The following is a 26,302-nucleotide window of genomic DNA, read 5'->3' as shown; positions in this document are numbered from 1 at the left end:
TACCAATTTCCGTAATGAGGTCGTCCTTTTAGACCTTTTGCAACCACTTGTACCAAGCGAATTTTTATTACAACTATTTTTCTTCATATAAAGCAAAAAAGCACCTATATTAGGCTGCTTTCATAACAATAGGATTGGCTAAATATCCTAGGAAATTTTCAACTCCTAGGATATTTATGACTCTCTTCAAATTGTAGCTAAAGACGGCTATACTGACTCCACCAATTACCTTTTTGAATCCCCTTAAAAATAAATAATCGAAATTCATACCTATTTTTAATGTTCCAAATACATGCTCAATAATTTCTTGCCTTTGACTATATTTAGCCTTGTTTTATTTGGTCCTTTTATTAGCAACATCAACAATTTCTTCATATGTTTTCCTTGTTAATATTCTTCCTACTTTAGATGTTGTACATTTTTCTTTGCATGTACAGTTATCACAAGCCTGACGATTAGCATATTTTCTTTCTTTTACATCTTTTTTCTTAGTTATACACACTAATATTTGCCCTTCTGGGCATATATAAGTATTGTCTTGTGGATTATATATAAATCTATCATTAAAATAAATAGAATCTTCAGTGCTATACATAGCGATAATAAGTAACCACTGTGCATTCCCTCTCTTTTCCTATTTAAACCTATTAATACTGCATTATTAACTTCCTTATGTGGTTCCAGTGATGTTACATAATCAAAACACTCTTTAAAATATCACCAGTAGGTCTTTCAATACTGTATCTTATTGCTTGTTCTAACTTTTCATCTGCAAATGTAACTATATTTCCAGCAACCTCATTACTGAAAGAAAGTCCATGTGAAAAAACCTAGTACACCAATTATAAATAGAGTCCATGCTACAGGATGCTTTATTAAAGTTTTCATGATCGATCCCCCTTTTAATAATATAATTATTAATAATTATATTATTAAAACAAATTATATATTACCAAACTACACAGTATTAATTCCCTTTACTCATAATAAAACTTACTTTATTTAAGATAAAATCTTACAGAATCTGTTTGAGTTCCATTATTATCTTTAATGTTTTTTCTATATGGGTTCTCACTAATATCTCAAACGGCGATTACTTTTGCTATCACCCCACTTGAAGTTGCTTAGGACAGATTGGAACATTCTTTGTTTCAGTTGTAGGTTGATGACCTGTTTTTGTTTAGGTAGGACTATAGAAATTATAGGAGGGGTTTTTTAAAGCCACATCATGAACTATTAGCCATGAAGTGGCTCATTTTGTATGCATATCTCTATTTCCAAAGGATTAACACTTCATGGTTCGTTGTAATGATTATGATTAAATACGCAACAACAAAGTGGCAACAAATATAATAGGCTCAAATAATGTTGTTTAAAGAAGCTTTAGACCAGTTTGGAGCAACGAGTCCTAACCAAGTTGTTGAACTGTGGGCTAAAAAGGCATAAGTTCAAAGGAAAAGGGATAATAGATTTACTTCTCTATATTTCAATTGAAATTCCAGAAATAATTATGGGAATATCATTGCTTGGATTTTGGTATATTTACATTAGCACTTGCACATACAATCTTTTGGTAAAACATATCTTATAAACTCATGGTTCTTCTCTAATTGACCCTTTTGACGGCAACAATTCACATGCGAAAAACAGCCACAAAATAGTATTTCCTATTTTTGATGACTTATAAAGCAAGTAACTCTATTAAACCTAAAATATGATTAAAAATAGAGAATTTGCATTTATAAAATTGAACAAAAAGACTATTCTTATTATTCTTAGTCTTAAATATAAATATAAGTGCGACCTTAGCAGGTCAAGGGGGGATGGTAAAGATTATATACCATAGTTTTTATATTAATACTAAAGTATTTACTATTTAAAATTTTTTAGGGGGTATCTTTTTTTGACAAAGAAAACAATATTAATGCAAACTTTTGCGTTTAAGCCTAGTGGAACTATGATACCCATGATTATTACACTACCTTATAACCTAAATCCAGAGGTGAAATTTGTAATTAAAGAAGACATATATCATATAAAAAAGGCGGGACATATGTCAACTATAGCTATAAGAAATAGTATAATAGAAACTGACGAAGCCCTAGGTTTTCTTAATATGTTTATGATTAATGATGATGACGAATTAATCTATGACTGTTGGCTAGATTATAATAATAAGATAGGTAGACAGATGGTGGAAATGCTTTGTACTCAGGAAAGAATTAGGTTTGAGTTTAGGGATAGTCGTATGGAAAAATGCGAACAATTTAGTATAGACAACGCTCTAGCTCCATTTGCAATGCGATATATCAAAAATAGCACTGCATACAACGTGTGGGCTGAAAATGACTTTGATATATTAAAGAATAGTTTAGACCAAAAGTATCCCATATATATTGATCTCTGGGATGAATTAGAAATAAAGCCGCCAACCAGCTAATGACTCTAATTGGAGGTTTTATTTGCATTTTCAAACACTAAACAATCTTTACATTGCTTAAAGTTTTGATTCAGGGCTATTTTAATCTCGGCAAAATATATTTTATTTGATTTTGATATAGCCTTAGTATTTTCATTAATACCCTTAACCCATTTACAATTTTTATGATGTAATACTTTCGTAGTAACATTTCCTATGTATTCAAAATTTTCTAATTCCGTAATCCATTTATATTTTTGCAAGTCTTTGATTTTTACAAGGGGTTTTACATAAGTGGTTGATGGTCTATTCAATTCAAGTTGATATTTCTCTACTAAATTCAGCTGCTTAAGCTCTTTAAACCAACCGCAAATCGTTTTAATAGCAGGTGAATCCATTTCGCCTGCTTGTGACCTTTCTCTAGACAATTTTTCGGATATTAGGTTAAGACTCTGAAAAAACGTACCACTAGTCTCCATTTTCTTAGGGTTATTATTATTTTGTCTTATACTTGTTTTCGTACTCTTATTTGTACTTAGACCACAATAGATATAAAGTTTTAAGGCACCACCACTTATTGTATATAGATACTCCTTAAAATTAGTATGGATCGAAAAAAATAGTGTTTTTAATTTTCGGTTCATTTTGACCCATTTTTTATATTTAAATACAAGTTTTCTAAATGAGTCTTCGGGTGCAAAATTATCTTTGCACTCTATATCATAAGGTTTAATAAAAATATATTTTTCACCTTTATGCTTTTTTGTAAATATAAGTCCCATATCTTCTAATTGCCTCAGCCACTTATATACTACTCTCTGCGTACAGTTAAACAAATCGCTTATTTCCTTTAAATCTTCTTTTAAATAACCACATTCGTAATCCATTGTGAGACCACAATGGATGTATAAATTAATCGCTTTTGAACTTTTGAATAGTTTGAGTGAAGGCATAAATGTGTTATATATAACGAAAAACATATTTATATTCTTAAAATATTTATATTCTTTTTTATCAGTATTTTTAAGTGATTTACCTTTCTCATATTTTTTGAATTCTATACAACCTTTTATAAGTAATGTATAATCTTTATATTCTTGTACATTTAATGAATGTACAAGCCATTTTTTGTCTTTATATATTTCTTTTTTTCTAGCCATATATATCTCCTTAAATTTAACATAATTACTAATTTATCTATTTTTAAATCAACCCTTAGCAGGGTAAGGGGTGGAAATAGAATATATACCAATAGAACTAATATTATATACCCTTCATATTTTAATAAAACGAGAGGTCGTGGTCAATATGTATACGCAAAATAATAAAATAAATGAACAAGTGAAATATTCAAATACCTATAATGTATTTATCAAAATATATAAAAATACTGTTAAAGACAAAGAATGGGCAAACGCAGAAATAAATGCGAGAGCAGATCAAGCTTACACAAAAGGTAAAAATGTTTTTACAATAGTGATATCATCTAACCTTTTGCAAGAAATAAAATTTTATAATGGTATAGTTCATTGCTTTGCTACAATTAATTCATATAGAGTTCTATATAATTATTTGTCACTCAATGAACTTGGAGTTAATGATGAAATAGAGTTAATTAATTTAATTAATTCGAAGAACATAAATCTTTTTAATAGAATAAGATTTATAAACAATAATGCTAAAGTTGGGGAAATCACCACTGTAGATGAGGATGAGGAACAAATAACATGTAAGGTAATAAATACTTATGAATCATTTATTGATTACACTACTACAAAGTCTTTGCCACTTAATAAGAGCTCTAATATTCCGTTTCACAATGATTTTGTAAAAAATTTAAATTTATCTAAAGTAAAATTAAATCCTAATAGTAAATATGGAGTTCAATCCTATAATCCTAATTTATTACATTCATTTACCTACATTTACCTGCAAGAAATTATAATTATTACAAGCTATATATGATTTACGTTTATCTAATTATTAATTAAATAAGAAAATAAAGAGGTCACTAAGTTATTCTTGGTGACCTCTTTATTTAAGGAGGAATTAACAATGTATATTGAAAAAATCGTGCAAGTAAAAAATATTATAGTATTGAATAAAGACGGTAAATTATTATCGTCGTGTAATCTTAAAAGAGCCAATAAATTAGTCAGAAGAAACTGTGCTAAGTGGACAGGTGATAGGAAAATAGAACTTTTGGTAAATGATAAAGATAGAAAAATCCTTAGAAAACAAATTATTGAAGAAGCAGGGCGCATTTGCTATATATGCAATGAATATATAGCAGAAAATGAATTCCCAACACTGGATCATGTTACGCCTAAATTTAAACTTGGTGAGGATAAAAAAGAGAATTTAAAGTGCTGCTGTAAAAGATGTAATGATGATAAATCTAATATGGATTTAAGCGAATATGTTGACCATATAAAATATAACAGAGGCAATTATTTATGGCTTAGTAACGAACAAATAGAGAGCATATATAAAATGGGGAGGGTTTTATGTAGTAACTCAGCAATGTGATTAAAGCAGAATCAATTAAGTTATATTATTCTTCAAAGTGAAAGGCTATTCATCAAAATTTCACATCATATCAGTATTTGTTATTGAAGCTAGAAATGTACTGCCATTATATATGGATCACCTTCAACAAATTCACCTGCAGCTATCATCTGCCAACAACACTATCTTTTAAATAGAATAAAAATAATTTCTTAGTTATTTTAACTAATGTTTATATAATGAACTGTCTTTTACTCCTACAGCGTTGGGTATATCCTTTACAGATACACCATCATAACTGTTTTTTGAAAAGAGTGTTAATGTCTCATCTAATATTCTTTCTTTTGTTGTCATACCTTTAAACCATACCTTTCTAGAGTATTCTTACTCATTCATTTACCTCTAAGTAAAATGAATATACCATAAAAAATATCATAAAATACAACTAGCGAATACGGCATTCCCAAAATAAAGGCCAGACCTGTTTTTACCTTGAGCAAGTCCCGCATTAATAAGTGCTAAGTTTTTTTATCATTACTAATATACGTAAACAGCGTTAAAATTCTAAGATTTTATTTAAGTATTCATAAACTATACTTCTACACTAATTTCTAACTTCCTCTATATAGAGTAACATTTTTGTACCGTAAACTAAAAAAGGAGCTGTCTCAATTTTAATTTGAGACAGCCCCTTTTTATGATTAGGGTATGCGATTTCGCATTCATCATCATCATTAACAAGTAACTTTAATAGTTCCTGTATTTAAACAAATGCTTATTATGCTTGTGGAGGTGTTCCTTCAGCATTTGCTACAACTGCATCCATTTGGACTAATGCATCGTTAGTTAAAACTGATACTCCGACCATTGTTCGTGCAGGAACACCGCCTGGGAAGAATGTTGTGTAAACTGCGTCTACAGCATCAATATCTGCAATATTTTTAAGGAAGATATTCACTTTAACCACATCATCCATAACGTGGTCCACACTTTCTATAATTGCCTTAATATTTTTTAAGCACTGGTAAGCCTGCTCTTTTACACCACCAGCTACCATATCAGCAGTTTTTGGATCTAAAGGTAATTGAGCTGAAATATGATTGTAATGAGAAAAAGCTACAGTTTGTGTAGATAGTGAACTTTTTGGTGCATTTTCCGTATTGTTTGCTTCTATAATTAGTCCATGTCTGTCTTCAACAAGTTGTGGTGGTGTACCATCTCCGTGTGACACCACTGCTTCAATTTGTACCAAAGCATCCATAGGTAAAGCTGAAACTGCAACTGTTGTCCGTGCAGGTACATAAGCTACGGCTCTTGCGATAGCTGAGTCTGGGAAAAATGTTGTATAAACTTCATTTACGGCTTCAATATCCGAGAAGTTTTTAAGGAAGATGTTAATTTTAACAATATCGTCAAAAGGAACATCGATACTTTCTAAAATTGCCTTAATATTCTTTAAGCACTGTCCAGCTTGCTCTTTTACACCGCCCACTATAAGTCTACCAGATTTTGCATCGATAGGTAATTGTGCTGATATATTATTGTAATGAGAAAAAGCTACAGCTTGCGTAGATAGAGTACTTGTTGGCGCATTAGCCGTGTTATTTGTGAGCTTTATAAGGTCTCCTGATTGTGGTGCGTTTGGAATTGTACCTTCACCGTTTGTAACAAGTGCATCAATTTGCACCAAAGCATCCATAGGTAAAGCTTCAACTGCGACTACCGTACGTGTAGGAACATAGCTTGTGAAGAATGTTTTATAAACTTCGTCTACAGCGTCAGTATCTTTGATATTCTTAACATATACAGTGATTCTAACAACATCGCTCATAACATGGTCGATGCTTTCTACAATTGCCTTAATATTTTTAAAGCACTGCTTCGCCTGCTCTTTTACACCACCAGCTACCAATTCACCAGATTTTGGATCAATAGGTAATTGAGCTGAAAGATTATTGTAATGAGAGTAAGCTACAGTTTGTGAATATGGACCGATACCTCTTGGAGCATTTTCCGTATTTCTTGCTAATACTGCGTTATATCCGCTCATGATAGTATTCCCCTTTTGTAATATTTATTGATAGAATCATTAAAATTCATCTAAGCAAATCATAAACCTTTGACTAGCTCTAATGTCAATAGGTATTATTATTCTTTTTGCACAAAATTTATTAATGTCAATATGATACATTCATATTTTTATATAGCTTTAATGCTACTTAGTGGTTTATAATAATAGTTATAAATTGTTTAATATTTATAGAATGGATGTGGCATACTTATGAAGGATACTTTTTTAATTGGAGAATTAGCCAAGCTTTTTAATATAAGCACAGATACCTTAAGGCATTATGACAAAATCGATCTTTTAAAACCTAATTGTGATGCTGTAAATAAATACAGATTCTATAGTGTTCGGAATTTTTTCAAACTAAGCAGAATCCTATTTTTTAAGAGTCTTGATATTTCATTACAGGATATTAAAAAATATATGAATAATAAAAATACAAATAACTTAATGACCTTACTAAAAAATAAGGAAGATGAAATTGATGTAAAAATAAATAAGTTAGTCAATTTAAAAAACAAAATAAATACAAAACTTGAGCTACTCGGAAATATAAAACATGAACTGAATATTGTAAAGATAAAGCGCTTGCCTCAAAGAATTGGAGTGGTTTTAGACATTAAAGATAGTAAAAACGATTACGAACTTAAAGAATCCGTTAAAAAAAACGAAAAATATTTAAAGCTCAGTTCCTGGCTTATTGAAGGGCAAGTATACACTTCTCTCTCAAGGGAAAACATGACAAGTGGAAATTTTAATAAATTCAAATATTTCATCGAAATCTTGTCAACTGAAAATATAATAGGGTTGGATTTGATAACGATTCCAGAAAATGAGTTTGCTTGTGTTGTTTTTTTAGGACCATATAAAAATATCGAAAATCACTATACTGTTCTTATTGAATGGATTGAAGAAAATGGATACGAAATATTGGGAGACTCTATCGAAAAAAATATAGTAGATTATGACTTTTCAGATTCTGAAAATGAATATGTATCTGAAATACAAATACCTATTAGAAAACTCTAAAGCTTCCTTGCCTTTTAGCCCATTTGCGTTTATCTAACTAAAATAATAGAGACACAAATTGTGAGAGGCGACCTTGTCACGGTTGCTTTTTAAGTTGAAAAATAATTAAGGTATTACACATATAATATATCTATGCTATATTATATCACTTATAGGTTAAGAACAGGCTAAGTTTTGATTTAAATTCATAAAAAATACAGCTCAAATTTGAGCCGTATTTTTTAACGAAGTCCTTTTTTGATCGTTATTATTAATTTTCACAGCTAAATTGAAAACATTTTGAGATTCTTTTTTTAATTCTTTCATCTTATATTCTCAAATTATTATTAGATAATAAGTTCATATTACTTCCTACTATATTTTAGCTTTTGCACCTCAAAATGGAACCCGCTAAGAATTCTCAATGCGGTTTTTTCATACTCTGAAAAGTATATTTTTTTTATATACTATTTAATAAATTATCTTTAATCTTTAAGAACGCTCGTACACATTTAGGACAAAGTTGCGTACCAGATACAAAAGTAATCGTTTTTACGGCATCATCTAAAGTCTTTGCATTTCTATATGGCCTATCGCTGGTCAGTGCATCGAAAGTATCTGCAACGGAAATAATTCTTGATTCAATAGGAATGGTTTCCTTAGAGATACCTGTTGGATAGCCTTTGCCATCCCAACGCTCATGATGGTAACGTATTATGTTCGCTTCAAAATTTAATGTGTCAATATGTGAAAGTATTCTAAAAGCAACTTCGGGATGGCTTTTTATATTGTCGTACTCATTCTCAGTGAGAATCCCTGGTTTGAGCAGAACCGCATCTCTTACTCCAATTTTCCCAACATCGTGAAGCTCAGCGGCAATTTTTAATTTTTCTATTCTTTTTGAAGTTAATTTTAGTTCTTCTGCAATTTGTACAGCATAGATAGTTACCCTCTTACTATGTCCGCTTGTACATTCATCTCTAGCTTCAAGAGCAGATACCAACGCTTTTATACTTCCAATCATTAGTTCATATTCCCTTTGATTCTGGTGATGCTTTTCCTTTAAAAAATACTTTACTAGCATCACAATTTTATCAACATCAAAAGGTTTTTCAAAATTTTGTATTACTCCAAGTTCCAGAGATTTATTTACATTTCTTTTTTCATCACTCCAGCTCATTAACAAGATATCCATTTTACTTAAAAGTGGATTTTTTCGTATAAGTGAAGCTAATGTATATCCATTAATAAAGGGCATATTTATATCTGAAATTAGTAAGTCTGGTTTTTCTGATAAAAGCAGAAAGTATGCTTGCAACCCATTAGTTGAAGTTATTACATTAATACCATTCTTTATGAACGCAATACGTAAGATGTTTGAAACTATAGCCTCATCATCTACCACTAAAACCTTATAGTCATGCATAGCGCCAATGTCATTGAAAAAACTTTGTACTTTTTCTAAAATTTGATCAGGAGTGGATTCATTTGCAATGTAGCCATCACCCCCTACAGTAAAAGTAGCTTCTATGATGGCACCCTGTGAACGTGATGACATCATAAGAATAGGTAAATAGTCATTATACGTTTCTGCTTTTATTATTTTGCATAATTCCAAGCCATCTATACCAGGCATATCGATGTTAGTTAGAACTAAATCTGGTCTATCTTTAAGAAATAAACTATAGGCTTCTATTCCATTATTTGCAAATATAGGTTCATAAATAGTATCGTTAAAGGCCTTACGTTTTAGTTCCTGTGTTAATTTATTATCATCAACTAAAAGTATTTTATATTTATCTTTATTAAATTCAACATCTAAATAGGATCTTCTGGCTTTTTCATTGTTAGCCTTTTGTTGTGGAATATATTCAATATATTTATGTAAATCATTTAATTTAGTAACACAAATATTTTTAAATATTGACAATTTATCTGAGAATTCAATAACATCCTTTGATGGTGTATCTTCTAGTAATATTAACAAAACCTCAGGCTGTTCTTCTAAACATTGGTACAATTCACATATTGGTGTTAAAATCTTGCGATAATCACATCCCAAATATTTATCTAAAAGAATTAGTGTTTTAATTTTGTTTTTTTCTTTAAATTCCATAAAATCATTAGGATTAATTAGTTCAAGATCTATTTGTTCAATATGAGAAAATGTGTCTTTAATGTAATTCGAAGTTGATGGATTATCTATTAATGCTAAAAATGTCATTTTTATCGCTCCGTTCCACAAAATAACTCTTCTCATTCTATAATACAATATTTCTATTTTAATTTCAATGTTTTCCTCTATTCATAGTAATATTTTTTTAAATAAATACCATTACATTATTCAAGTAAAATATGTCATCATATGCTCCCATATTTTACAATGGGGTTGTACCGTAAACTTAATAAATGAATAATAAAAAAGTGACATCTGTTCACAATACAGATGTCACTTTTTTATGCTTTATGATTAAATTTAATTTAAAAAGAATATGCTTTATTGTTTATTTAAATATTTTTTTTCATAGTTACTATACATTATCCATGCAACTGTGGCAAAGAATATTGGTCCAGCTATACTCCAAAGTGTTGTTTTTAAATCTCCTGCCAGTGCCGGTTGTAGAATTGAGAAGAAATTTGCAAATCCAACAGTGAACATAACTACAACTGTCCATATTACAGCACTTTTGTATGTCTTAAACATTTCAAAAGGTTTGATAATATCTGTGTTTTTCTTGAATGGTATGAAAGCAAATGCTATAAACATATATGGAATAGTCATAGCTACATTAGTCATTGATACCAATATTACAAAGAATTTTTTCATACTACTTCCACCGAAGGCTATAAGAACAATCATAACACAAACAATTGCTGCTTGAACCCACATAGCATTTTGAGGTATTCCGTCTTTCATTTCTGCCATTTTACCAGGCCATAATTTCGCTGGAGTACCTTCAATTATTTGTTTTAATGGAGAAAACATTAATGCGAAAAATGCACCTGCTAAAGTTAAGAACATTGAAAATCCAAAGAATCTAGCTATTCCATGTGACATTGCTATTGAAGTTGCATTGCTTGCACCAAATGCTTGACCTAGAGCATATCCTAGATTACCCATTACTACATAACTAGCATTACCTAAATTAACAGTCTTGTCGCCCATAACAGTTGCCCAATTAGTAAATACACCAACTAGGAATATTCCAATTGAGTATCCAATTGAGATAACTGCTGCTGAAATAACTATACCCTTAGGGAATGTCTTTTCAGGATTTTCTGTTTCATCTACAAGGCCTCCAACAACTTCTATACCACCATAAGCAAATATAGCAAATACTATGAATGCAAATGCTGAAACTAGACCTCCACTAGAAGCAATATCTGGTGATTTTGTAAATGAACTAAGTCCAGTTATTGGCTGAGCTAACTCACCATGATTTCCTATAAGTACTAGTATAGCTCCAACAAATAAAAGTATATTTGCTGCTACAACTGCTGTTCCACCAATAGACGTAAACTTTTTAATTCGTTCTATTCCCTTAGTACACATATACGTAACAAATAGTATCCAAAGGACTGCAAGTATGCCTAGGGTTTTAGGCCCGTTTAATCCACTTATACCAAAAAGTGCCCAAGTTTGCGTTGTATCTTTACCAAATATTGCATTTGATATTGGAATCCAAATTCCTGATGCTACATTGACCATCCAAACTACATAAGAAGCATACCACATGAAAGTTGCCATAAAAGCATATTTAGGGCCTACTGATAGTGACATCCATGAGTATATTCCACCTTTTTCCTCCCTAAAAGCTGTACCAAACTCAGCCATCATGAAAGCAAAAGGAATAAAGAATGCGAGACCTGATAAGATATACCATGGAATAGCGGCATACCCCATTATATAGAATGACCTTGGCATGTTATTAAATCCGTAAACTGATGTAAATATCATTAAGACTAATGATATAAGTGTTAATTTTTGGGTTTTTTTAATTTTTTCTGACATGTTTTTTATCCTCCTTAGAATGTAAACGAATAATTTATTTCACTGATACTATTATATATGAAGCGCTAAAAAATTCAATGTTTTTTTGAAAATACGATTGAATATTGTATATGATTCGAATCTAGTGAAAATACAATGGAAAAATTAGGATGAAAACTTGCATAAATAAGTAATCAAGGTGGACAATCAGTCAATATATTTTTAGCTAGCTCATCTAAAGCCTCACAAATCCCCTCCTCATTAGCCATCAATCTAACAAGAAAAATATTTCATTTTCATTTTATACTTTTATTTAAATTCAATATGAAACGGGGTTATAAGTTGACAGAAAGATGATTCAAAACAGTGTTTGTAGGCATTTTACATAAATTGAATAATGCAGTTTTACAGCAAAAAATCTAGTAACACAAGCAATTTAACAGCATAGAATATATTACAAACATAGGATTACATAACATTAATCCTTAATGAAGTATCTTCATTATTGAGCTATGTTATTAAAATATACTAAAAGGGGTTTTAATAATATGTATAAAGAGAAAGTAAGCTGCTGCCCATATGCTAAGAAGGTTCCAACTACGCCATCACCAGTACCTGCACTTCCGGTTCCTTCAATTGAAAAATTTGGGGAAAAAGTAGAATTAGTAGTAAACCAAATTACAATAGCACCACCAAATCCTCCTATTTTTCGTATTGTAGATATTGATAAAGTCGTTGGAATTACAAATTTTAAACTAGCATCAGTTAATGGACCTGGAGTTTGTCACCCATGGTGGACAGCAAAAGTAATAATAGATGGATATGTTGATAAAAATATACTATATAAAACAATAACTAATTTTACAGAGGATGCTGTAAGTGGTCCAGTACACCAATATACAACAAGAGTAGAATTTGCAACTTTTGTTGAAGTAAGATCGATGGATCCAATTTGTTTAACTGACAACGTTAAAATATGCGCCGCATTTGTTGAAGGCGAAATAGATGAATTATTAGATCCAAATGATGTTGCAGCAGGCGCACCCGATTTTGCAATCACTTATAATTCACTTCTAGAAAAAATGATAGTAAAAATCGTTCTTAAAATTACAAAAAAAGAATGCTGTGCAAGATAACCTGTTAAAAAATATTTTAACAATATATTAGATTATCCCTTTTTTAACTAAATGTAAATATAGTGAAATATTAAATTAAGCACAGTTGTTATTTTTTACAACTGTGCCTTTTACATATCTAAAATGTTACATAAATACCAATTATTATACTAAATATTTACTTATTTCACGTTGAACATTTCTTCCATGCCTTTAATTCCTTTTTCAATATATTTTACATTGTTACTATCTCAATAAAATAATAGAATGTCCGCTAACTTTCATTAGTGATAACCAACAACATATATGGTATCATAGGACTGTGAGTTTACATAACTCCATAAACTAAGAACAAATGTTATACATCTATAGATATGGGGGTATAGGTAATATATTGGTAAAAACGGTTTATATACTAGATAATACTCCCAATAAGTAGCTATATAGCATTTTTCAAGTAATAATGGGTATAAAAATAACCGATTTATACATAAATTGTAGAAATCGGATATCTTATTTATACATTTCTAAAAAATTTTGTAAATATAGAAATAAAAATCATGAATAATCCACATAAAAATAAAAAAGTTGCTTCTCTTTTTTTATTCTTAATATATGAGGAATACCCATCTAATATACTCATGGTACCTAATAATGCAACTACAATTGACACTGAAATTCCACTATTAATAATATTAAAAATACCTAAAATCGCTATTATAATAGCGATTACTGAAATTAATGTCTTGATAGTCTTAGAATTTTTCAACTTATTACCTCCCAATAAAATAATATTATCTAAGGCCTCGCAAAGAACACTAGGAGATGATTTTATTTAAACATTCATAAACTATATTTCTACATTAATTTCCAATTTCCTCTATATAGAGTAACATTTTTGTAAATATGTAATCATTGCAAAGAAAAATTCGAAAATGCACCTTATATATGTTCTAATAAATATCAATAACTTATTGTATAATATAGTTAATAGCTTACTTCGTGTTATCGCGAAATAAGAAGCGATATATTTTATTAGATAGATAAATTTATATGGAAAGTTAATTAATTCAATATAAAATAGACGAGGTACCTTTTTAGGGTCTTTTGAATTGCATAAGCATATTGGTTTAGTATGAAACTTTCAATTTTAACTATGATACCATACTCCATTTCAGTGATTGGAAGAAAAACTAATAATCTCTGGTTTCTAGAAATATAGTAAAGATTTCTTATTGCTAAATTCCTACTCTTATTACAAATCTAATTTCTTATCTACTTCATCAATTAATTTAGCACAATACCTTTGCTTTTTCCGTTGATAAATATATCTTAACGCTTGTAAAATATCATTTTACAAGCCTCTTCAAATCCAACTTCCTGAATAATAAGTATTAGGAAAATTTTTATCATGAAGTAATTTAAAAGCATTATTATATTCTGATGTGAGTTCATAATCTTTCACTTCAAAAATTTCTTTGAATTTATCTCTACCTAACTGCATAATAAAGTGCTCACCATTGTTTTTAAATCCATATTTCTTCGCAAATTGTATACATTGGGTGTTTTCACTATTACAAAACACTCGAAAACTGCCACAGCAATTTATTATATTTTCTTTCAAACATATCCACAACTTACTAGAAACATTTTCTTCACTATATAATTCATCCACAAAAGGTCCCCATAATTCTCCATAGTTTTTTTCCTCATCTACATCTATCCCCAGTGCCCCTATAAGTTTTTCACCATGATATGCACTAACTTTAATAATTGAAGATAGTCCATATTTGGACAAACTAACTATAAAACCTAAAGATTTTAGATATGTTGCTATGAGAAAAGCCTGGGAGTACTTGAAATTATAGGTCTTGCAATTTGGATGATTGGATTTATTTTTGAAGCTATAGGCGATAAACAACTAAAAGACTTTATTGCAAATAAGAAAAATAAGGGTCATATTATGAAAGATGGACTTTGGAAATATACCAGACATCCAAACTTTTTTGAAGAAGCCACAATGTGGTGGGGTATATTTATAATTAGTTTATCATCATAAAGTGGAATAGTTGGAATAATTAGCCTTATAGTTATATCCTTATTGTTGCTGTACGTTTCTGGGGTGCCAATGCTTGAAAAACATTATAAAGATAATAAGGAATTTCAGGCTTATTCAAAGTATACAAGCATATTTATACCTATGCTTCCTAAAAAGATTGCTAGATAATTTTAAAAAGAAAGGAGAATTGTAATATGAATTATTTAAAAGAGTATGGAGTAACAGCGGCATTAAGTTTTTATTTATTATATATAATTGGAATAGTTTTCTTTGTTATTAATCCAGCTATTGAAAAGAAAAGCTGGAAATATGCCCTATTTGCTGGAATGTTTTTTGGATTTATAACTTATGCCACATATGACTTGACTAATTTAGCTACATTAAAAGACTGGCCATTTAAGATAACAATTATTGATTTAATTTGGGGAAGCACCCTTTGCGGGTCAGTATCATTGATTACTTATAATATACTAACTAAAATGAAGTGGATGATTTAGAAAAAAGGGATGTCTCAAAATGATTAATTAAATCGTTTTGAGACATCCCTTTTAAACCCTCTTAATATTTATTTAAATAACCTTTTTAATATTATATAAAGATTTTAAAACCAACCAATTTTGAGGAAAGAATCTTCCTATAGTCCAATAGCTAACACCACTAAGGTTAAGTTCATTTACTAATTTCAGTTTTGCTCTAATACTTCTTGCATCCTCAAACCAAGCTACATGCTGCTTGCCATTACCATCATAATAATTAAAGTAAGGAGCTTGTGCTACCATGTCATATTTTATTTCTGCCCCCTCTCTTGATGCAATATTAATTGCACCTACATTAGAAATAACTGTTGCCTTTGTCCCACGCTTATAAGGCAAGGTCCAATCATAGCCGTAGTTTGGTATGCCCATTAATATCTTATCGCTAGGTATAGCAGTTACAGCATAATCCAAAACTCTTCTAACTGCATTAAGCGGTGCCACCGCCATAGGAGGCCCAAAGGTATATCCCCATTCATAGGTCATCAATATAACATGGGACGCTAATTTTCCATGAACAGGGTAATCATGAGCTTCGTACAATAATCCCTTTTGTTCATCAGATAGCTTAGGCGCTAATGCTGTAGTGACAGAAAAACCTAAGGGCTTTAGCTTTTCTACTGCCTTTTTAAGGAAATTATTATATAATTGTCTATCATCAGGATATACATACTCAAAATCAATATCCAAACCATAATACTTTTTTGCTCTAAGGGTTTGTAGAACATTATTAAGCAGTGTGTCCGAAAGCTGTGCACTTCCTAAAATTGTATGTGCTAGATCACTGTTAAATCCTCCACCTGGTACCAGATTTGTAATAACTAATATTGGTGCTACCTTTGCCTGCCTTGCTGCTTCAATAATAGAAGCATCATTAATAGATATTAGAGTTCCATCTTCTTTTACTTGGTGACTAAATATGCTAAGATATGTTAGATAAGGCAAGGTCTTTTGCAAAACCTCATTGGTTATATTAGAGAAGGCATATCCGTTTACCTCTATTGTTCCAAGTTTTCTATTACTTGCAGGAATATCGAGTATCTGCCCTGGAAATATTAATGCAATATTTGTGAGATTAGAATTAGCAGCACTAAGTTCATTAATTGTTAAACCATAAGTAACAGCAATTGTATAAAAAGTCTGCCCTGAAGCAACTATATGTGTTCTCACTCCCCCTAGAATTACTAAAGTCTGTCCTACTATCAACCTGTTAGGGTCCGCAAGCTCATTATCTACAGCAATTTTATTAAAAGAAACATTATATAAACGAGAAATTGAATAAAGAGACTCCCCTGATTTTACAACATGGATAATCAAATAGTTCCCACATCCTTTTTTTCATACTTCAATTTAGTATATGATTGCCAATGGGAATATGATTCCTATACCAGAATAACCCCTTATTTAATTTTCAAAATCCTTTTCAGCCTTGTTTTTTATAATTTTTTCAAGCTTTTCTACACGTTCATTATAATTACTGTCAATTGCGTATCTAACGTGATAAGGAAATAGTTTTTTTAGGCTTTTAACATAGCCCATTCCATCATCTGGGTATTTATGGCTTTTAATTCTAATTCCATTCTTACCATTTTTGATATATAAAACTACGGGCAGTGATGTTCCACTTTCCACGCTTAGCTTCCCTTCCTCTATAAAATAACCTTCTTTTAATACCCAAACATATATTTTATCTTCATCTGTTCCCAAAACTGTAAATGCACTGTACATTTTCCCTTCTCTTGCTTCATTGATATCATTTGTTTTTGTATCGAGATATTGTAAAATTATTTTTTCGTCTGTTTTAGTAATTCCGAAAGAATTACCCCATTTATCATAAGCTAAAAATGCAACAATAATAATTATTATTATAGAAATAATTAAATAGTTTTTTTTAGTGTTTATATTTTTGTTATTTATTTCATTATTATACATTTCATCCTCCCAAATTATTTAAGTTTAAATACAAAATATTAAAATCAAACTATAAGATTATTGTTTCATTCATATATAGAAACATAATGTTTATTTAATTATGATACATATTATTACACTATAACATATTCTCAAGATATTTAAAAAGGTACCTATAAGGAAACACTTTATAAAATGTGTCTACCTTATAGATACCCGTTTAATGTTTATATTCTAATTATAAGTTTTTTTCGTAAGACTCAACCATTTTTTTAACCATTTGTCCGCCTACAGATCCATTCTCTCTTGAAGTTAAATCTCCATTGTATCCATCTGTTAGATTAACTCCTACTTCTTTAGCTGCTTCCATTTTAAATTTGTTTAAGCCTTCTCTTGCCTGTGGAACTAAATTTCTATTTGCCATGTAAATTACCTCCTCTTATTTAATAATGATTTTCATTTGCATTATTATTTTGTGCATTATTATAAGAAATACTCATAGTAATTTATGGTTGTTTTTGTTAGTGCTATTTAATCCCTTATTAAGCTTTTTTAAGGCTCTCTTTTCAATTCTAGAAACATAGGACCTAGAAATTCGTAAAATCAATGCAATTTCTCTTTGCGTTCTAGGGTTACCATCAAGTAATCCATAGCGCATTTGAATTATTGTTTTTTCCCTATCCATCAAATTAAAATTTATCTTATCATAAAGATTTTGCTTTTGTATTTTACTTTCTACTATCTCAAAAATTGAATCTTCATCACTACTTAATACATCCAAAAGGGATATCTCATTTCCCTCTTTATCAGTACCAATAGGATCCTGTAGGTACACATCCCCTTTCGTTTTTTTATTATTACGAATAAGCATGAGAATCTCATTTTCTATGCACCTTGAAGCAAAGGTTGCAAGCCTTACTCCCTTACTTATATCAAAAGCTTCTATTGCTTTAATAAGTCCCACAGTTCCAATAGATATGAGATCATCTATGTCTTTTCCTGGGTATGAGTATTTTTTTACTATATGTGCGACTAACCTCAAATTCCGTTCAATGAGTATTCCTTTAGCTAGTAAATCTCCCTCCTTAAATTTTGTTAAATAGGATTTCTCTTCCTCTTCACATAATGGTTGAGGGAATGAACTACTGCCAGTTATATAAGCTGTTAAAAATGTAATATTTCCAATGATATCTAATAAACTATTTATGAAAAACAAAAGGGTCCCTCCTAGCATAGCTTATTACTATACTATGATTAATTTTAATAAAATTGCCTGTACATATAATTTAAAATCGCAAAAAAAATAATTTGAAAGCAATTTGTCTATACAAGTTGCTTTCAAATTATCATTTTCAACTAACCCTATTTTGTAATCTTAGCTTGTCAGCTACCATGGCTATAAATTCTGAATTAGTAGGCTTTGCTTTGCCACTACTAATAGAATATCCAAAGATTTTATTAATTGTTTCTATTTGTCCTCTGTTCCATGCAACCTCTATTGAATGTCTTATTGCTCTTTCTACTCTACTAGCAGTAGTATTAAATTTTTCACCTATTAATGGATACAATTCTTTTGTTACCGCTGATAAAAGTTCAACGTCATTTACTACCATGCTTATTGCTTCCCTTGCAAACATATATCCTTTTATATGAGCAGGTATTCCAATTTCATGCATAATATTAGTTATTTGACCTATCATATCAACATCAACTGATTGATTTCTATTTATTTTAATTTCAGTGTTATAAGCATTAGATACACTTTTCACATCGTCATTATCTATAGTTTTATCTGTCAGCTGTCTTATTCTTCTAATCAATACTCCCATGTCAAAAGGTTTTACAACATAATAATCTGCTCCTAGGGACATGGCTCTTTGTGTTATTTTATCTTGACCCACTGCTGATAAAACTATTATATGAGGCATTGGATCTAAATCCATTGTATCTAGCCTCTCTAAAACTCCAAGCCCATCAAGAATAGGCATAATTATGTCAAGTACTACCAAATCAGGCTTTTTTTCTTCAATTAATTTTAATGCCTCTACTCCATTCTCTGCGATGCCAACAACAACCATATCCTCTTGTGTTAATAGATAATCACTAAAAATATTACAAAATTCTCTGTTGTCATCTGCAATAATTATTTTTATTTTTGCTTCTTCCATAATTACAGTCTCCTTTATCTTTCATTCCCATAGTCTTACATTTATAAATTCTACAAATTATTGGTAAATCCTCCTGTTTTATAAAATTATATTAAAAAACACCAAGATCATAAAAGTATTCCAATAAATTTTTCAAGTTTCTCAATGGTATGTTTTTTCTGTGATTTATCCATTGTTGTTTTGTTTAGGGCAATGCTCATATAGTTCCAAAATGATTCAACCATATTGCTTTCATTTATAGCAAATACAACCGATGGCAACGATGTTTTTGCAACAATTATCCCAACGCCTTCCTTAGTATATAACATATATTCATCTGATTTTGAGCTAGACGCGATAGTTGTATTATAGTTATCAAAGGTTTTCATAAGTCGAATAATATTTTGAAGATGTGCGATAAATTGCGTTTGGTTGTAGAATAACTGGTTACCGCTAAGCAAATCAGAAAAACACACATTAACATCTCCCCTTTTTATTGTTTCTATATCAGGCAGGGTGATCATTTGTGTAAATTTATGATTTTTTAGATTATTCAAAAAATTATCAGTCCGCTTCTTATGATAAGATAGAAGTCGCTTTTTTGTATCATTATCTGTGCATGAAAGAATACTCTCTACAACACACATAGGCATGCTTATACTTGATAGTTCATTTGTTTTTATAATGCTGTGCCCATCTTCTGACTCAAATTCTGAAAGAGTAGCTAAATAGTTATCTTTGTTTATAGAGGTAAATATGCGCATCAAAGGACGACACAGTGAAAGATAACTATTATATTCCTTAGCAAGTGCTTTTATAGTATTTTTATCTGTATAAAGAAAATTAGCTGCAGTGCTTGCACTATTTCCTACAGATGCGGAAGCTAAAGCTACAGTCTCTGATGCGATAAATAATGTTCGCCTAAATATTCCATCACGAGTTTTAGGATAGTAGTACGGTTCGATAGATCCCGTCATGTAAATTGGTAGCCATTGTTTAATTGATGAGCTCATATCATCAATATTTCTGCTTACTGTATGGATAATTTTTATTTTATTACCATTCATAATAACTTTAGACAAAAGTGTTGTCCATTTTGCTGCAAACTCATGGTTTATAGTTAACCATTCTAAGTCCTCATTACTGTATAAAAGCAACGTTTGGGGACTTTTGCTATTTAATACCTTTAACAGGAACGTAATAACTGCATTTTGCTTTCCTTCTATGCCATACAATACTTGTCCATTAGTTAATGTGCTTTCTGGGATACATGAGACATCATATGCTGTATTTTGTGTAGAACGCTTAAAACTAAAATCCGAAACATCCTGAAGAAGATTTTTAATAGGATTTATGTCCTGTATATTATCCTCTATAAGCCATTTATTTATAATCTCTGTTTTTTTCTCATTATTTGTTGGCAAACTATTGGGTGGTATTTTGAGGGCCTGACATAAGGCAACCTTTTGATAATCCAAATTGCAATTTCGCGCGAAATATGAGGATATTGATTTTACGTAATTCTGGTTTTTCGAAGGAGTACGGACTCCTTGGCGCAAACGGCTGATAAAGGATGGGTCAAGGGCAATAGTATGGGCAAGCGAACTGTTTATTGTATTTGTTATATTCATAAGTAAATTAAGTTTCTCACTGAAAGTCATACAGATCACCTCTTTAAAGCAAATTATATCATATTGAGGAATAACAAAACAATACTTTTGGCATAAATCGTTCCATTTTTTTGTCATTGACTAATGGTATAAGTGGTACTTTTTATCTATGATTGGCTGGTATAATTTAATTAGATACTTCAAGCAATTTTAGAAAGATGATTCAATTATTGCACGGTCAAAGTGCAAAGGGCATATAAATATTATAGAATAAAGTTTCTTACATACTTTTTAATATAAAAAGAAGAAAGGGGGTAAATGATGTTCAAGAAAATTATCATAACGATAATCGGAATATTTATATTGTTTTTAATGGGGATAGGTATATACGAGAATCAAAGTGGCATATTGTCTTCAGACGGAAGAAAATCTATCCTGCAAGATTTGAACTATGAGGTAACGATTCTTCCAGATGGTAGCGCTCTAGTTGATGAATATAGGGAATATAAATTTATCAAAGGTGATTTTAGCAGAGGCTACCTAGAAATTGAAGGACATGTGGATAAAGTATCTGTATTCGAAGAAAATACACCTTACACACAACTGAAAGCTTTTGATAATAATAGACCAAAGGGTTATTTTGCAGTGCAACCAACCGGAACCAAAACAAGAATTGAATGGTACTATAATGTTGATAAAAAGGAATCTAGAACCTTCAAAATCCAATATAGGGTGTATAATACTTCAAAACTTTATAATGATTGCGTTGACTATTTTCAAAAGTATGTAAGTAGTGATAATGTATATAAAATAAAAAATCTAGCAGTTTTAGTGAATTTACCAGAGGGTGCTAATAGTGACAACACAAAGATATGGGCTCATGGACCTACTGGTGGCAATATTAGCTTTAAAAATGATACAACGGTAGAGCTATTTATGAAGAACGTTCCACCTAGGGAATATGTTGAAGCAAGAATTTTAATGCCTGTAGAAGTAATACTGCCAACAGATGAGAAAATAAGTGTTGATAACTATAACTATCTTTATGAAATGGAAAATAAGGCAGCAAGTGAAGGTGATAAATCAAAACTTAAAAATGGTGTTGTTAACATTATTACCATATTCATTTCAATAATTCTTCTTATTCTTCCTATAATTTCAATAATAAAATATAAATCTAAAATAAAAAGGCTTAAACCAGAGCTTACCCCTGATTACTATAGAGATTTGCCTTCAACCATATATCCAGCAGAGCTTGACTATTTGATGAATCATTATACTCAAAAGTATAATTCATCGGTTCAAATTTCTGCAACTTTATTAGATTTAATTAATAAAGGGATAATCAATGGAGAGGCTAAAGAGAAAAATGGAGCTTTGGGCAATAAAAAAGATACAGAATTTATTAATATATCCACTAACTGGAATGATTTATCCAGTCATGAAAAAGCTTTATTGAATTTCCTTTTCATAAAAATTGGCGGAGGAACAGGTAGAGTATCATTAAAAGATATTAAAAAATTCTGTTCAAATAAGAAAACAGCAAAAGATGCATATAACTTTTATATAGACTTTAATAAAAAGGTTCAAAATCTTGTAAATAAAAGAGAGTATTTTGAAACAAAGAGAAATGAACTTCCTAAAAGCACTGTCCGTTATTTTATACTATATATAATTCTAATGATTTTACCAATGGTTATGATGAACAAAATAGATTTTTTTGCATCATCAATAATTTTTTATGTATCCATAGCAGGCTTTACAGGTTTTATGATAGTTGCTTTCTTTGGAGGAAAAGTAAAACCTCTTCTTACCCAAAAGGGAGAAAATCAATTTGCCCTTTGGAAGGCATTTAAGTCATTTTTAGGCGATTTTACAACCTTTGACAAAAAAGAATTGCCAGAACTGTTTATGTGGGAAAAGTATTTAGTATATGCAACTGTTCTTGGGGCTTCTCAAAAGCTTTTAAAACAACTTTATGCTAAATATCCAGAGCTTGTTAATGCTTCTAATAATACAAGGTTATTCTATTTAATAAATAGTGGTAATTATCAAAACTCATATAAATATTTAGGGGATATAGGAAATACCATATCTGAGGCAATGAGAGATTCTATTAATATTACTTCAAGAGCCTCAAAGGGTGATGGCGGAGGATTTTCTTCAGGTGGTAGTGATTCTGGAAGTGGATCAGGTGGTTCTAGCGGAGGAGTTGACTAGAAGCATAGTCTTTACTAAAAGAATAGTATTTAATAAAATAATACTCTAATGGAGGGGAAATATGTTTTGTCAATATTGTGGAACTAAAATACAAGATAACGAAGCTAGTTGCAGCCATTGTAACCATCCAGTAAACAGAAGCAGAAAAGAAAGTCTAATTAATAATGAAGAAATCAAACCAACTACTCCTGTTAATGTTGCGAAGCAAAATCCGATAAAATGGGAAATGGATTCACCTTATGGAGAAGTAAATGATAAAAGAGCTATAAAGCAAACTCAAAAGTATTCTAGAAGAAGTATAGCTATTGGTTTTTCAGTAATCCTGCTTATTCTAATTTTGGTGCTATTAATTAATAATCCTTTAAATATAGGAAGCATAGTAAAAAGAAATACTACTGATCCATTAAGTATAACAGATAGACCAAGTTTAGAGACTATATATACATCAAGCCCTTTTTATTCCCCTGAGCTTAATTTACCATCTGATGTTGGTACAAATCATAATAAGAATGTTATGAATAAGATAGATGAAATATTAAAAATAACAGATAAAATGATGGGTAGCTACAGTAGTATGAAGCAGGAGATATATGATAATACCCTTAAGATTTATGTTCTACTAAAAGAAATCGATAGTGCACACAGTACCCATTATATAGAAAATAGTGAGGCCTTAAAAAAATTAGAGGAATTAGTGGCTTTCTTTGAACTACAAGAGTTAAGATACTACGGACTAGAAATTAAGAAAACTGGCGAAGGACTATATGACAGTGATATAGCCTTTGCAAGAGTGGCTTCTGCAATGACGACCTGTGAAAAGGTTACAGAAGCATATAAATTACAGATTGTTTTTTCTACAAACCTTTATGAGACTTTTAAAGAAGACCCTAGTACTAGCATTCAAACACTATCAAAAGGCCTTAAAGATACCTATCAAAAGAGTAATGCAGATGTTTATGGCGCAAACCTAATGGCTGGAGTAGATACAGTGAATGAAATGATTATGTCACTAGATGCTGCAACCGCCTTATTAGCACTTAGTAATATTGAATATATGGAAAATAATATGGAGCAGACTAAAAAAGATGTAGAGAAACTTAGAAATTCTAATTTAGTAGATGTAGAATTTGTTGAGCTTACAGAGCTTATGATTGGTGAATATGAAAAAATGACAGCTCTAAGTACGGGACTTGAGGCTTATGTAGACAAATTAGACTTGGATATGAGCTTCCAGCAAAGCAAATCAATTTTTTCTTTCCTTAAGCCACTAGTTGTTAAAGCCTCTTCCGATAAATACAGTTACGGAGCAGGTTACAATGTGCAGATGCTTCAAAAGAGTGGGCAAGAGTATATGGATAAGCAGCGTAAAGCCTACGAAGAAAAGTACAAAGATGAAAGCTATTGGGAAACGGCAGCAAGAACAGCCAAAGAATTTAGAAAAGGTGTTCAAGAAGGCGTTGAAAATGTAGATGCAGCGACCTTTGAGGGGTTAAGAACTGTAGCTGGACTAATTACTCCTAGTTTAGGAAATGGAAAAGAAGATGCATATAAAGATATCCAAAAGCGTTATGCGCTTGCACAGAAAAGGATAGCAGAAGGGAAAGGTGGTCAAGATGTCTTTAAAACTGCTGTAGATGGATTTGATGCCTCGCAAAAACTTGTAGGAGAGGGATGGTACAATATTGGAGCATTTTGGGAGGATGAATTAGGGCTTCCTGAGGATACAATTTCTCAAGTTGCAAGCGGTATGGGTACTCTTGCAGCAGAGTCATTTACCCAATTTGGACAGGGGCTTGCAAGAATATTAGACCCAGATGCAAAAGATTCAGATATAGCAAAAGGCTGCTTAGAAGTTGCTACCTCAATGGTAGGAGGCACTAACAATATCTTCTCTGCTACAAAAACAGGAGGTGCCGTGATTTCTAAAATGGGTAAAATCCTTACCAGTCCTATATTACATGTAGAGGGAGTCATTGATGCAATAAAGGTAATCAAGAATATTGGTTTACCTAAGCTTGGTTCTTTAACTTATAAAGAAACTGCGATAAAAGGAACAATGGCAATACTAAAAAAATCAAAACAAGTGGCAGGAAACATGATAGATAAGCTGGATGAGGCCTTTACTAAAGAAATATCAGGCATATTCACAAAGAACTGGAAGGATAGTCTTTCAGGATTTAGAGATTATGCAAATAAGGCAGGTTCAAATATAGATGATTCAGCAGTTAAGCTTATAGATGAATTTATTAATGGCTATATAGATAACAAGGTAACAGATCTTGCGGCACATCCATGGCTTTGGGATCCAACTATAAGTGATAAGGAAAAGGAGGCAAAACTTGCGAGTGAGATAGATAATATAAACCAAGAAATTGAACAAGGCCTTGAAAAAATTCAAGAGCAAATTGAAAAAAAACCTTTAAATGATGTTACTTATTTTAATGGAAAATGGGAAGCAACTATTGACGGTGTAACTGCAGACTTTACAATTAGAATTTGTGATGATAGCTATGCAACTATATCCGTTGTTTTTGTATCCTCAACAACCGAATATATATATTCTCAGTCAAGTCAAACATTAGAACTTCTACCTCTACCTAAAAAAGAAGATGAAGAATATGATTTTTTGGGTGCTAAATTTAAAAAGACTGCTGTAAATGGCATTGATGCCGTCCAAACTGAAGGTATAACATTTAAAAGAGTACGGTAGTAT

22 protein-coding genes and 2 pseudogenes are annotated in these 26,302 nt (G+C 30.7%); 9 read left to right on the top strand and 15 right to left on the bottom strand.

All coding sequences use genetic code 11. The features are described 5' to 3' along the window. Positions 1-109: 109 nt before the first annotated feature. Both ACREWB_RS01365 and ACREWB_RS01360 read right to left on the bottom strand, forming a co-directional pair. Positions 110-319 (bottom strand): annotated as a pseudogene (locus ACREWB_RS01365) (hypothetical protein); the annotation flags it as partial. Positions 320-334: 15 nt separating this feature from the next. Further along, positions 335-595, bottom strand: a complete 261-nt coding sequence (locus ACREWB_RS01360) for a transposase (RefSeq protein ID WP_431545683.1) — start codon at positions 593-595, stop codon at positions 335-337. 1,308 nt (positions 596-1,903) lie between these two features. Here ACREWB_RS01360 and ACREWB_RS01355 point away from each other — a divergent pair. Next, the gene (locus ACREWB_RS01355) at positions 1,904-2,440 is read left to right on the top strand and encodes a hypothetical protein (RefSeq protein WP_431545682.1); all 537 of its coding nucleotides are present in this window, start codon (positions 1,904-1,906) and stop codon (positions 2,438-2,440) included. A 5-nt stretch (positions 2,441-2,445) separates the two neighbouring features. Here the strand turns inward: ACREWB_RS01355 and ACREWB_RS01350 are convergent, their stop codons facing one another. Next, positions 2,446-3,579 carry a hypothetical protein gene (locus ACREWB_RS01350; protein WP_431545681.1) on the bottom strand — a complete coding sequence of 378 codons (1,134 nt, stop codon included), beginning with the start codon at positions 3,577-3,579 and terminating at the stop codon, positions 2,446-2,448. Between the two features lie 148 nt (positions 3,580-3,727). Here ACREWB_RS01350 and ACREWB_RS01345 point away from each other — a divergent pair, with 148 nt between their 5' ends. Beyond that, positions 3,728-4,384 carry a hypothetical protein gene (locus ACREWB_RS01345; protein ID WP_431545680.1) on the top strand — a complete coding sequence of 219 codons (657 nt, stop codon included), beginning with the start codon at positions 3,728-3,730 and terminating at the stop codon, positions 4,382-4,384. Between the two features lie 90 nt (positions 4,385-4,474). After that, a complete protein-coding gene (locus ACREWB_RS01340; RefSeq protein ID WP_431545679.1) occupies positions 4,475-4,948 on the top strand; it encodes an HNH endonuclease in 474 nt (157 codons plus the stop codon). 204 nt (positions 4,949-5,152) lie between these two features. Here the strand turns inward: ACREWB_RS01340 and ACREWB_RS01335 are convergent, their stop codons facing one another. Together ACREWB_RS01335 and ACREWB_RS01330 are read right to left on the bottom strand one after the other, a co-directional pair. Continuing rightward, complete coding sequence (locus tag ACREWB_RS01335) at positions 5,153-5,281, bottom strand: TetR/AcrR family transcriptional regulator (RefSeq protein ID WP_431545678.1); 129 nt, start codon at positions 5,279-5,281, stop codon at positions 5,153-5,155. 424 nt (positions 5,282-5,705) lie between these two features. Continuing rightward, complete coding sequence (locus tag ACREWB_RS01330) at positions 5,706-6,977, bottom strand: RidA family protein (protein ID WP_431545677.1); 1,272 nt, start codon at positions 6,975-6,977, stop codon at positions 5,706-5,708. Between the two features lie 231 nt (positions 6,978-7,208). Here ACREWB_RS01330 and ACREWB_RS01325 point away from each other — a divergent pair, with 231 nt between their 5' ends. After that, complete coding sequence (locus ACREWB_RS01325) at positions 7,209-8,024, top strand: GyrI-like domain-containing protein (protein ID WP_431545676.1); 816 nt, start codon at positions 7,209-7,211, stop codon at positions 8,022-8,024. Positions 8,025-8,463: 439 nt separating this feature from the next. Here ACREWB_RS01325 and ACREWB_RS01320 read toward each other — a convergent pair whose 3' ends face one another. Continuing rightward, positions 8,464-10,263, bottom strand: coding sequence for a response regulator (locus ACREWB_RS01320; protein ID WP_431545675.1), 1,800 nt, complete (start codon positions 10,261-10,263; stop codon positions 8,464-8,466). A gap of 237 nt (positions 10,264-10,500) precedes the next feature. Then, positions 10,501-12,015, bottom strand: coding sequence for a glutamate/gamma-aminobutyrate family transporter YjeM (yjeM, locus tag ACREWB_RS01315; RefSeq protein ID WP_431545674.1), 1,515 nt, complete (start codon positions 12,013-12,015; stop codon positions 10,501-10,503). Between the two features lie 527 nt (positions 12,016-12,542). Here yjeM and ACREWB_RS01310 point away from each other — a divergent pair. Further along, complete coding sequence (locus ACREWB_RS01310) at positions 12,543-13,130, top strand: DUF3794 domain-containing protein (protein ID WP_431545673.1); 588 nt, start codon at positions 12,543-12,545, stop codon at positions 13,128-13,130. 496 nt (positions 13,131-13,626) lie between these two features. On the opposite strand, the gene ACREWB_RS01305 is transcribed toward ACREWB_RS01310, so the two are convergent. After that, a complete protein-coding gene (locus tag ACREWB_RS01305; RefSeq protein ID WP_431545672.1) occupies positions 13,627-13,878 on the bottom strand; it encodes a hypothetical protein in 252 nt (83 codons plus the stop codon). A gap of 597 nt (positions 13,879-14,475) precedes the next feature. Next, positions 14,476-14,907 carry a hypothetical protein gene (locus ACREWB_RS01300; protein WP_431545671.1) on the bottom strand — a complete coding sequence of 144 codons (432 nt, stop codon included), beginning with the start codon at positions 14,905-14,907 and terminating at the stop codon, positions 14,476-14,478. A gap of 27 nt (positions 14,908-14,934) precedes the next feature. Between ACREWB_RS01300 and ACREWB_RS01295 the strand changes: the two are divergent. Together ACREWB_RS01295 and ACREWB_RS01290 are read left to right on the top strand one after the other, a co-directional pair. Further along, positions 14,935-15,336: pseudogene (locus ACREWB_RS01295) on the top strand (DUF1295 domain-containing protein). 26 nt (positions 15,337-15,362) lie between these two features. After that, entirely contained in the window at positions 15,363-15,665 is a 303-nt protein-coding gene (locus ACREWB_RS01290; protein WP_431545670.1) for a DUF2177 family protein, read from the top strand. 72 nt (positions 15,666-15,737) lie between these two features. On the opposite strand, the gene ACREWB_RS01285 is transcribed toward ACREWB_RS01290, so the two are convergent. The 6 genes from ACREWB_RS01285 to ACREWB_RS01260 all read right to left on the bottom strand — a co-directional run bounded on the left by ACREWB_RS01285 (position 15,738) and on the right by ACREWB_RS01260 (position 21,420). Further along, positions 15,738-17,018 carry a glycoside hydrolase family 18 protein gene (locus ACREWB_RS01285; RefSeq protein WP_431545669.1) on the bottom strand — a complete coding sequence of 427 codons (1,281 nt, stop codon included), beginning with the start codon at positions 17,016-17,018 and terminating at the stop codon, positions 15,738-15,740. 87 nt (positions 17,019-17,105) lie between these two features. Then, a complete protein-coding gene (locus ACREWB_RS01280; RefSeq protein ID WP_431545668.1) occupies positions 17,106-17,633 on the bottom strand; it encodes a hypothetical protein in 528 nt (175 codons plus the stop codon). Positions 17,634-17,850: 217 nt separating this feature from the next. After that, positions 17,851-18,036: an alpha/beta-type small acid-soluble spore protein gene (locus ACREWB_RS01275; protein WP_431545667.1), complete on the bottom strand. Its 186-nt coding sequence runs from the start codon at positions 18,034-18,036 to the stop codon at positions 17,851-17,853. Positions 18,037-18,108: 72 nt separating this feature from the next. Further along, entirely contained in the window at positions 18,109-18,828 is a 720-nt protein-coding gene (gene sigK / locus ACREWB_RS01270) for an RNA polymerase sporulation sigma factor SigK (RefSeq protein WP_431545666.1), read from the bottom strand. A gap of 136 nt (positions 18,829-18,964) precedes the next feature. Then, positions 18,965-19,780: a sporulation transcription factor Spo0A gene (gene spo0A, locus ACREWB_RS01265; RefSeq protein WP_431545665.1), complete on the bottom strand. Its 816-nt coding sequence runs from the start codon at positions 19,778-19,780 to the stop codon at positions 18,965-18,967. Between the two features lie 107 nt (positions 19,781-19,887). Beyond that, the gene (locus tag ACREWB_RS01260; RefSeq protein WP_431545664.1) at positions 19,888-21,420 is read right to left on the bottom strand and encodes a transcriptional regulator; all 1,533 of its coding nucleotides are present in this window, start codon (positions 21,418-21,420) and stop codon (positions 19,888-19,890) included. A 270-nt stretch (positions 21,421-21,690) separates the two neighbouring features. Here ACREWB_RS01260 and ACREWB_RS01255 point away from each other — a divergent pair, with 270 nt between their 5' ends. Next, positions 21,691-23,589 (top strand): DUF2207 family protein, encoded by a 1,899-nt coding sequence (locus ACREWB_RS01255; RefSeq protein WP_431545663.1) that lies wholly within the window; start codon positions 21,691-21,693, stop codon positions 23,587-23,589. A 61-nt stretch (positions 23,590-23,650) separates the two neighbouring features. Continuing rightward, positions 23,651-26,299 carry a zinc ribbon domain-containing protein gene (locus tag ACREWB_RS01250; protein WP_431545662.1) on the top strand — a complete coding sequence of 883 codons (2,649 nt, stop codon included), beginning with the start codon at positions 23,651-23,653 and terminating at the stop codon, positions 26,297-26,299. Positions 26,300-26,302 lie beyond the last annotated feature (3 nt).

The sequence above is a fragment of the Clostridium sp. genome (genome assembly GCF_050717635.1).
In the GTDB taxonomy this organism is placed as follows: Bacteria; Bacillota; Clostridia; order Clostridiales; family Clostridiaceae; genus Clostridium_AD.
This window is presented reverse-complemented; position numbering and strand designations above follow the sequence as displayed.

Bases quoted from the DNA above. Each gene is read 5' to 3' on its own strand.
- ACREWB_RS01335 (WP_431545678.1), bottom strand. From the start codon at position 5,281: ATGACAACAAAAGAAAGAATATTAGATGAGACATTAACACTCTTTTCA.
- ACREWB_RS01280 (WP_431545668.1), bottom strand. From the start codon at position 17,633: ATGTATAATAATGAAATAAATAACAAAAATATAAACACTAAAAAAAAC.
- ACREWB_RS01310 (WP_431545673.1), top strand. From the start codon at position 12,543: ATGTATAAAGAGAAAGTAAGCTGCTGCCCATATGCTAAGAAGGTTCCA.
- ACREWB_RS01275 (WP_431545667.1), bottom strand. From the start codon at position 18,036: ATGGCAAATAGAAATTTAGTTCCACAGGCAAGAGAAGGCTTAAACAAA.
- ACREWB_RS01325 (WP_431545676.1), top strand. From the start codon at position 7,209: ATGAAGGATACTTTTTTAATTGGAGAATTAGCCAAGCTTTTTAATATA.
- ACREWB_RS01350 (WP_431545681.1), bottom strand. From the start codon at position 3,579: ATGGCTAGAAAAAAAGAAATATATAAAGACAAAAAATGGCTTGTACAT.
- ACREWB_RS01340 (WP_431545679.1), top strand. From the start codon at position 4,475: ATGTATATTGAAAAAATCGTGCAAGTAAAAAATATTATAGTATTGAAT.
- ACREWB_RS01260 (WP_431545664.1), bottom strand. From the start codon at position 21,420: ATGACTTTCAGTGAGAAACTTAATTTACTTATGAATATAACAAATACA.
- ACREWB_RS01290 (WP_431545670.1), top strand. From the start codon at position 15,363: ATGAATTATTTAAAAGAGTATGGAGTAACAGCGGCATTAAGTTTTTAT.
- ACREWB_RS01330 (WP_431545677.1), bottom strand. From the start codon at position 6,977: ATGAGCGGATATAACGCAGTATTAGCAAGAAATACGGAAAATGCTCCA.
- ACREWB_RS01250 (WP_431545662.1), top strand. From the start codon at position 23,651: ATGTTTTGTCAATATTGTGGAACTAAAATACAAGATAACGAAGCTAGT.
- ACREWB_RS01345 (WP_431545680.1), top strand. From the start codon at position 3,728: ATGTATACGCAAAATAATAAAATAAATGAACAAGTGAAATATTCAAAT.
- ACREWB_RS01320 (WP_431545675.1), bottom strand. From the start codon at position 10,263: ATGAGAAGAGTTATTTTGTGGAACGGAGCGATAAAAATGACATTTTTA.
- yjeM (WP_431545674.1), bottom strand. From the start codon at position 12,015: ATGTCAGAAAAAATTAAAAAAACCCAAAAATTAACACTTATATCATTA.
- spo0A (WP_431545665.1), bottom strand. From the start codon at position 19,780: ATGGAAGAAGCAAAAATAAAAATAATTATTGCAGATGACAACAGAGAA.
- ACREWB_RS01360 (WP_431545683.1), bottom strand. From the start codon at position 595: ATGTATAGCACTGAAGATTCTATTTATTTTAATGATAGATTTATATAT.
- ACREWB_RS01255 (WP_431545663.1), top strand. From the start codon at position 21,691: ATGTTCAAGAAAATTATCATAACGATAATCGGAATATTTATATTGTTT.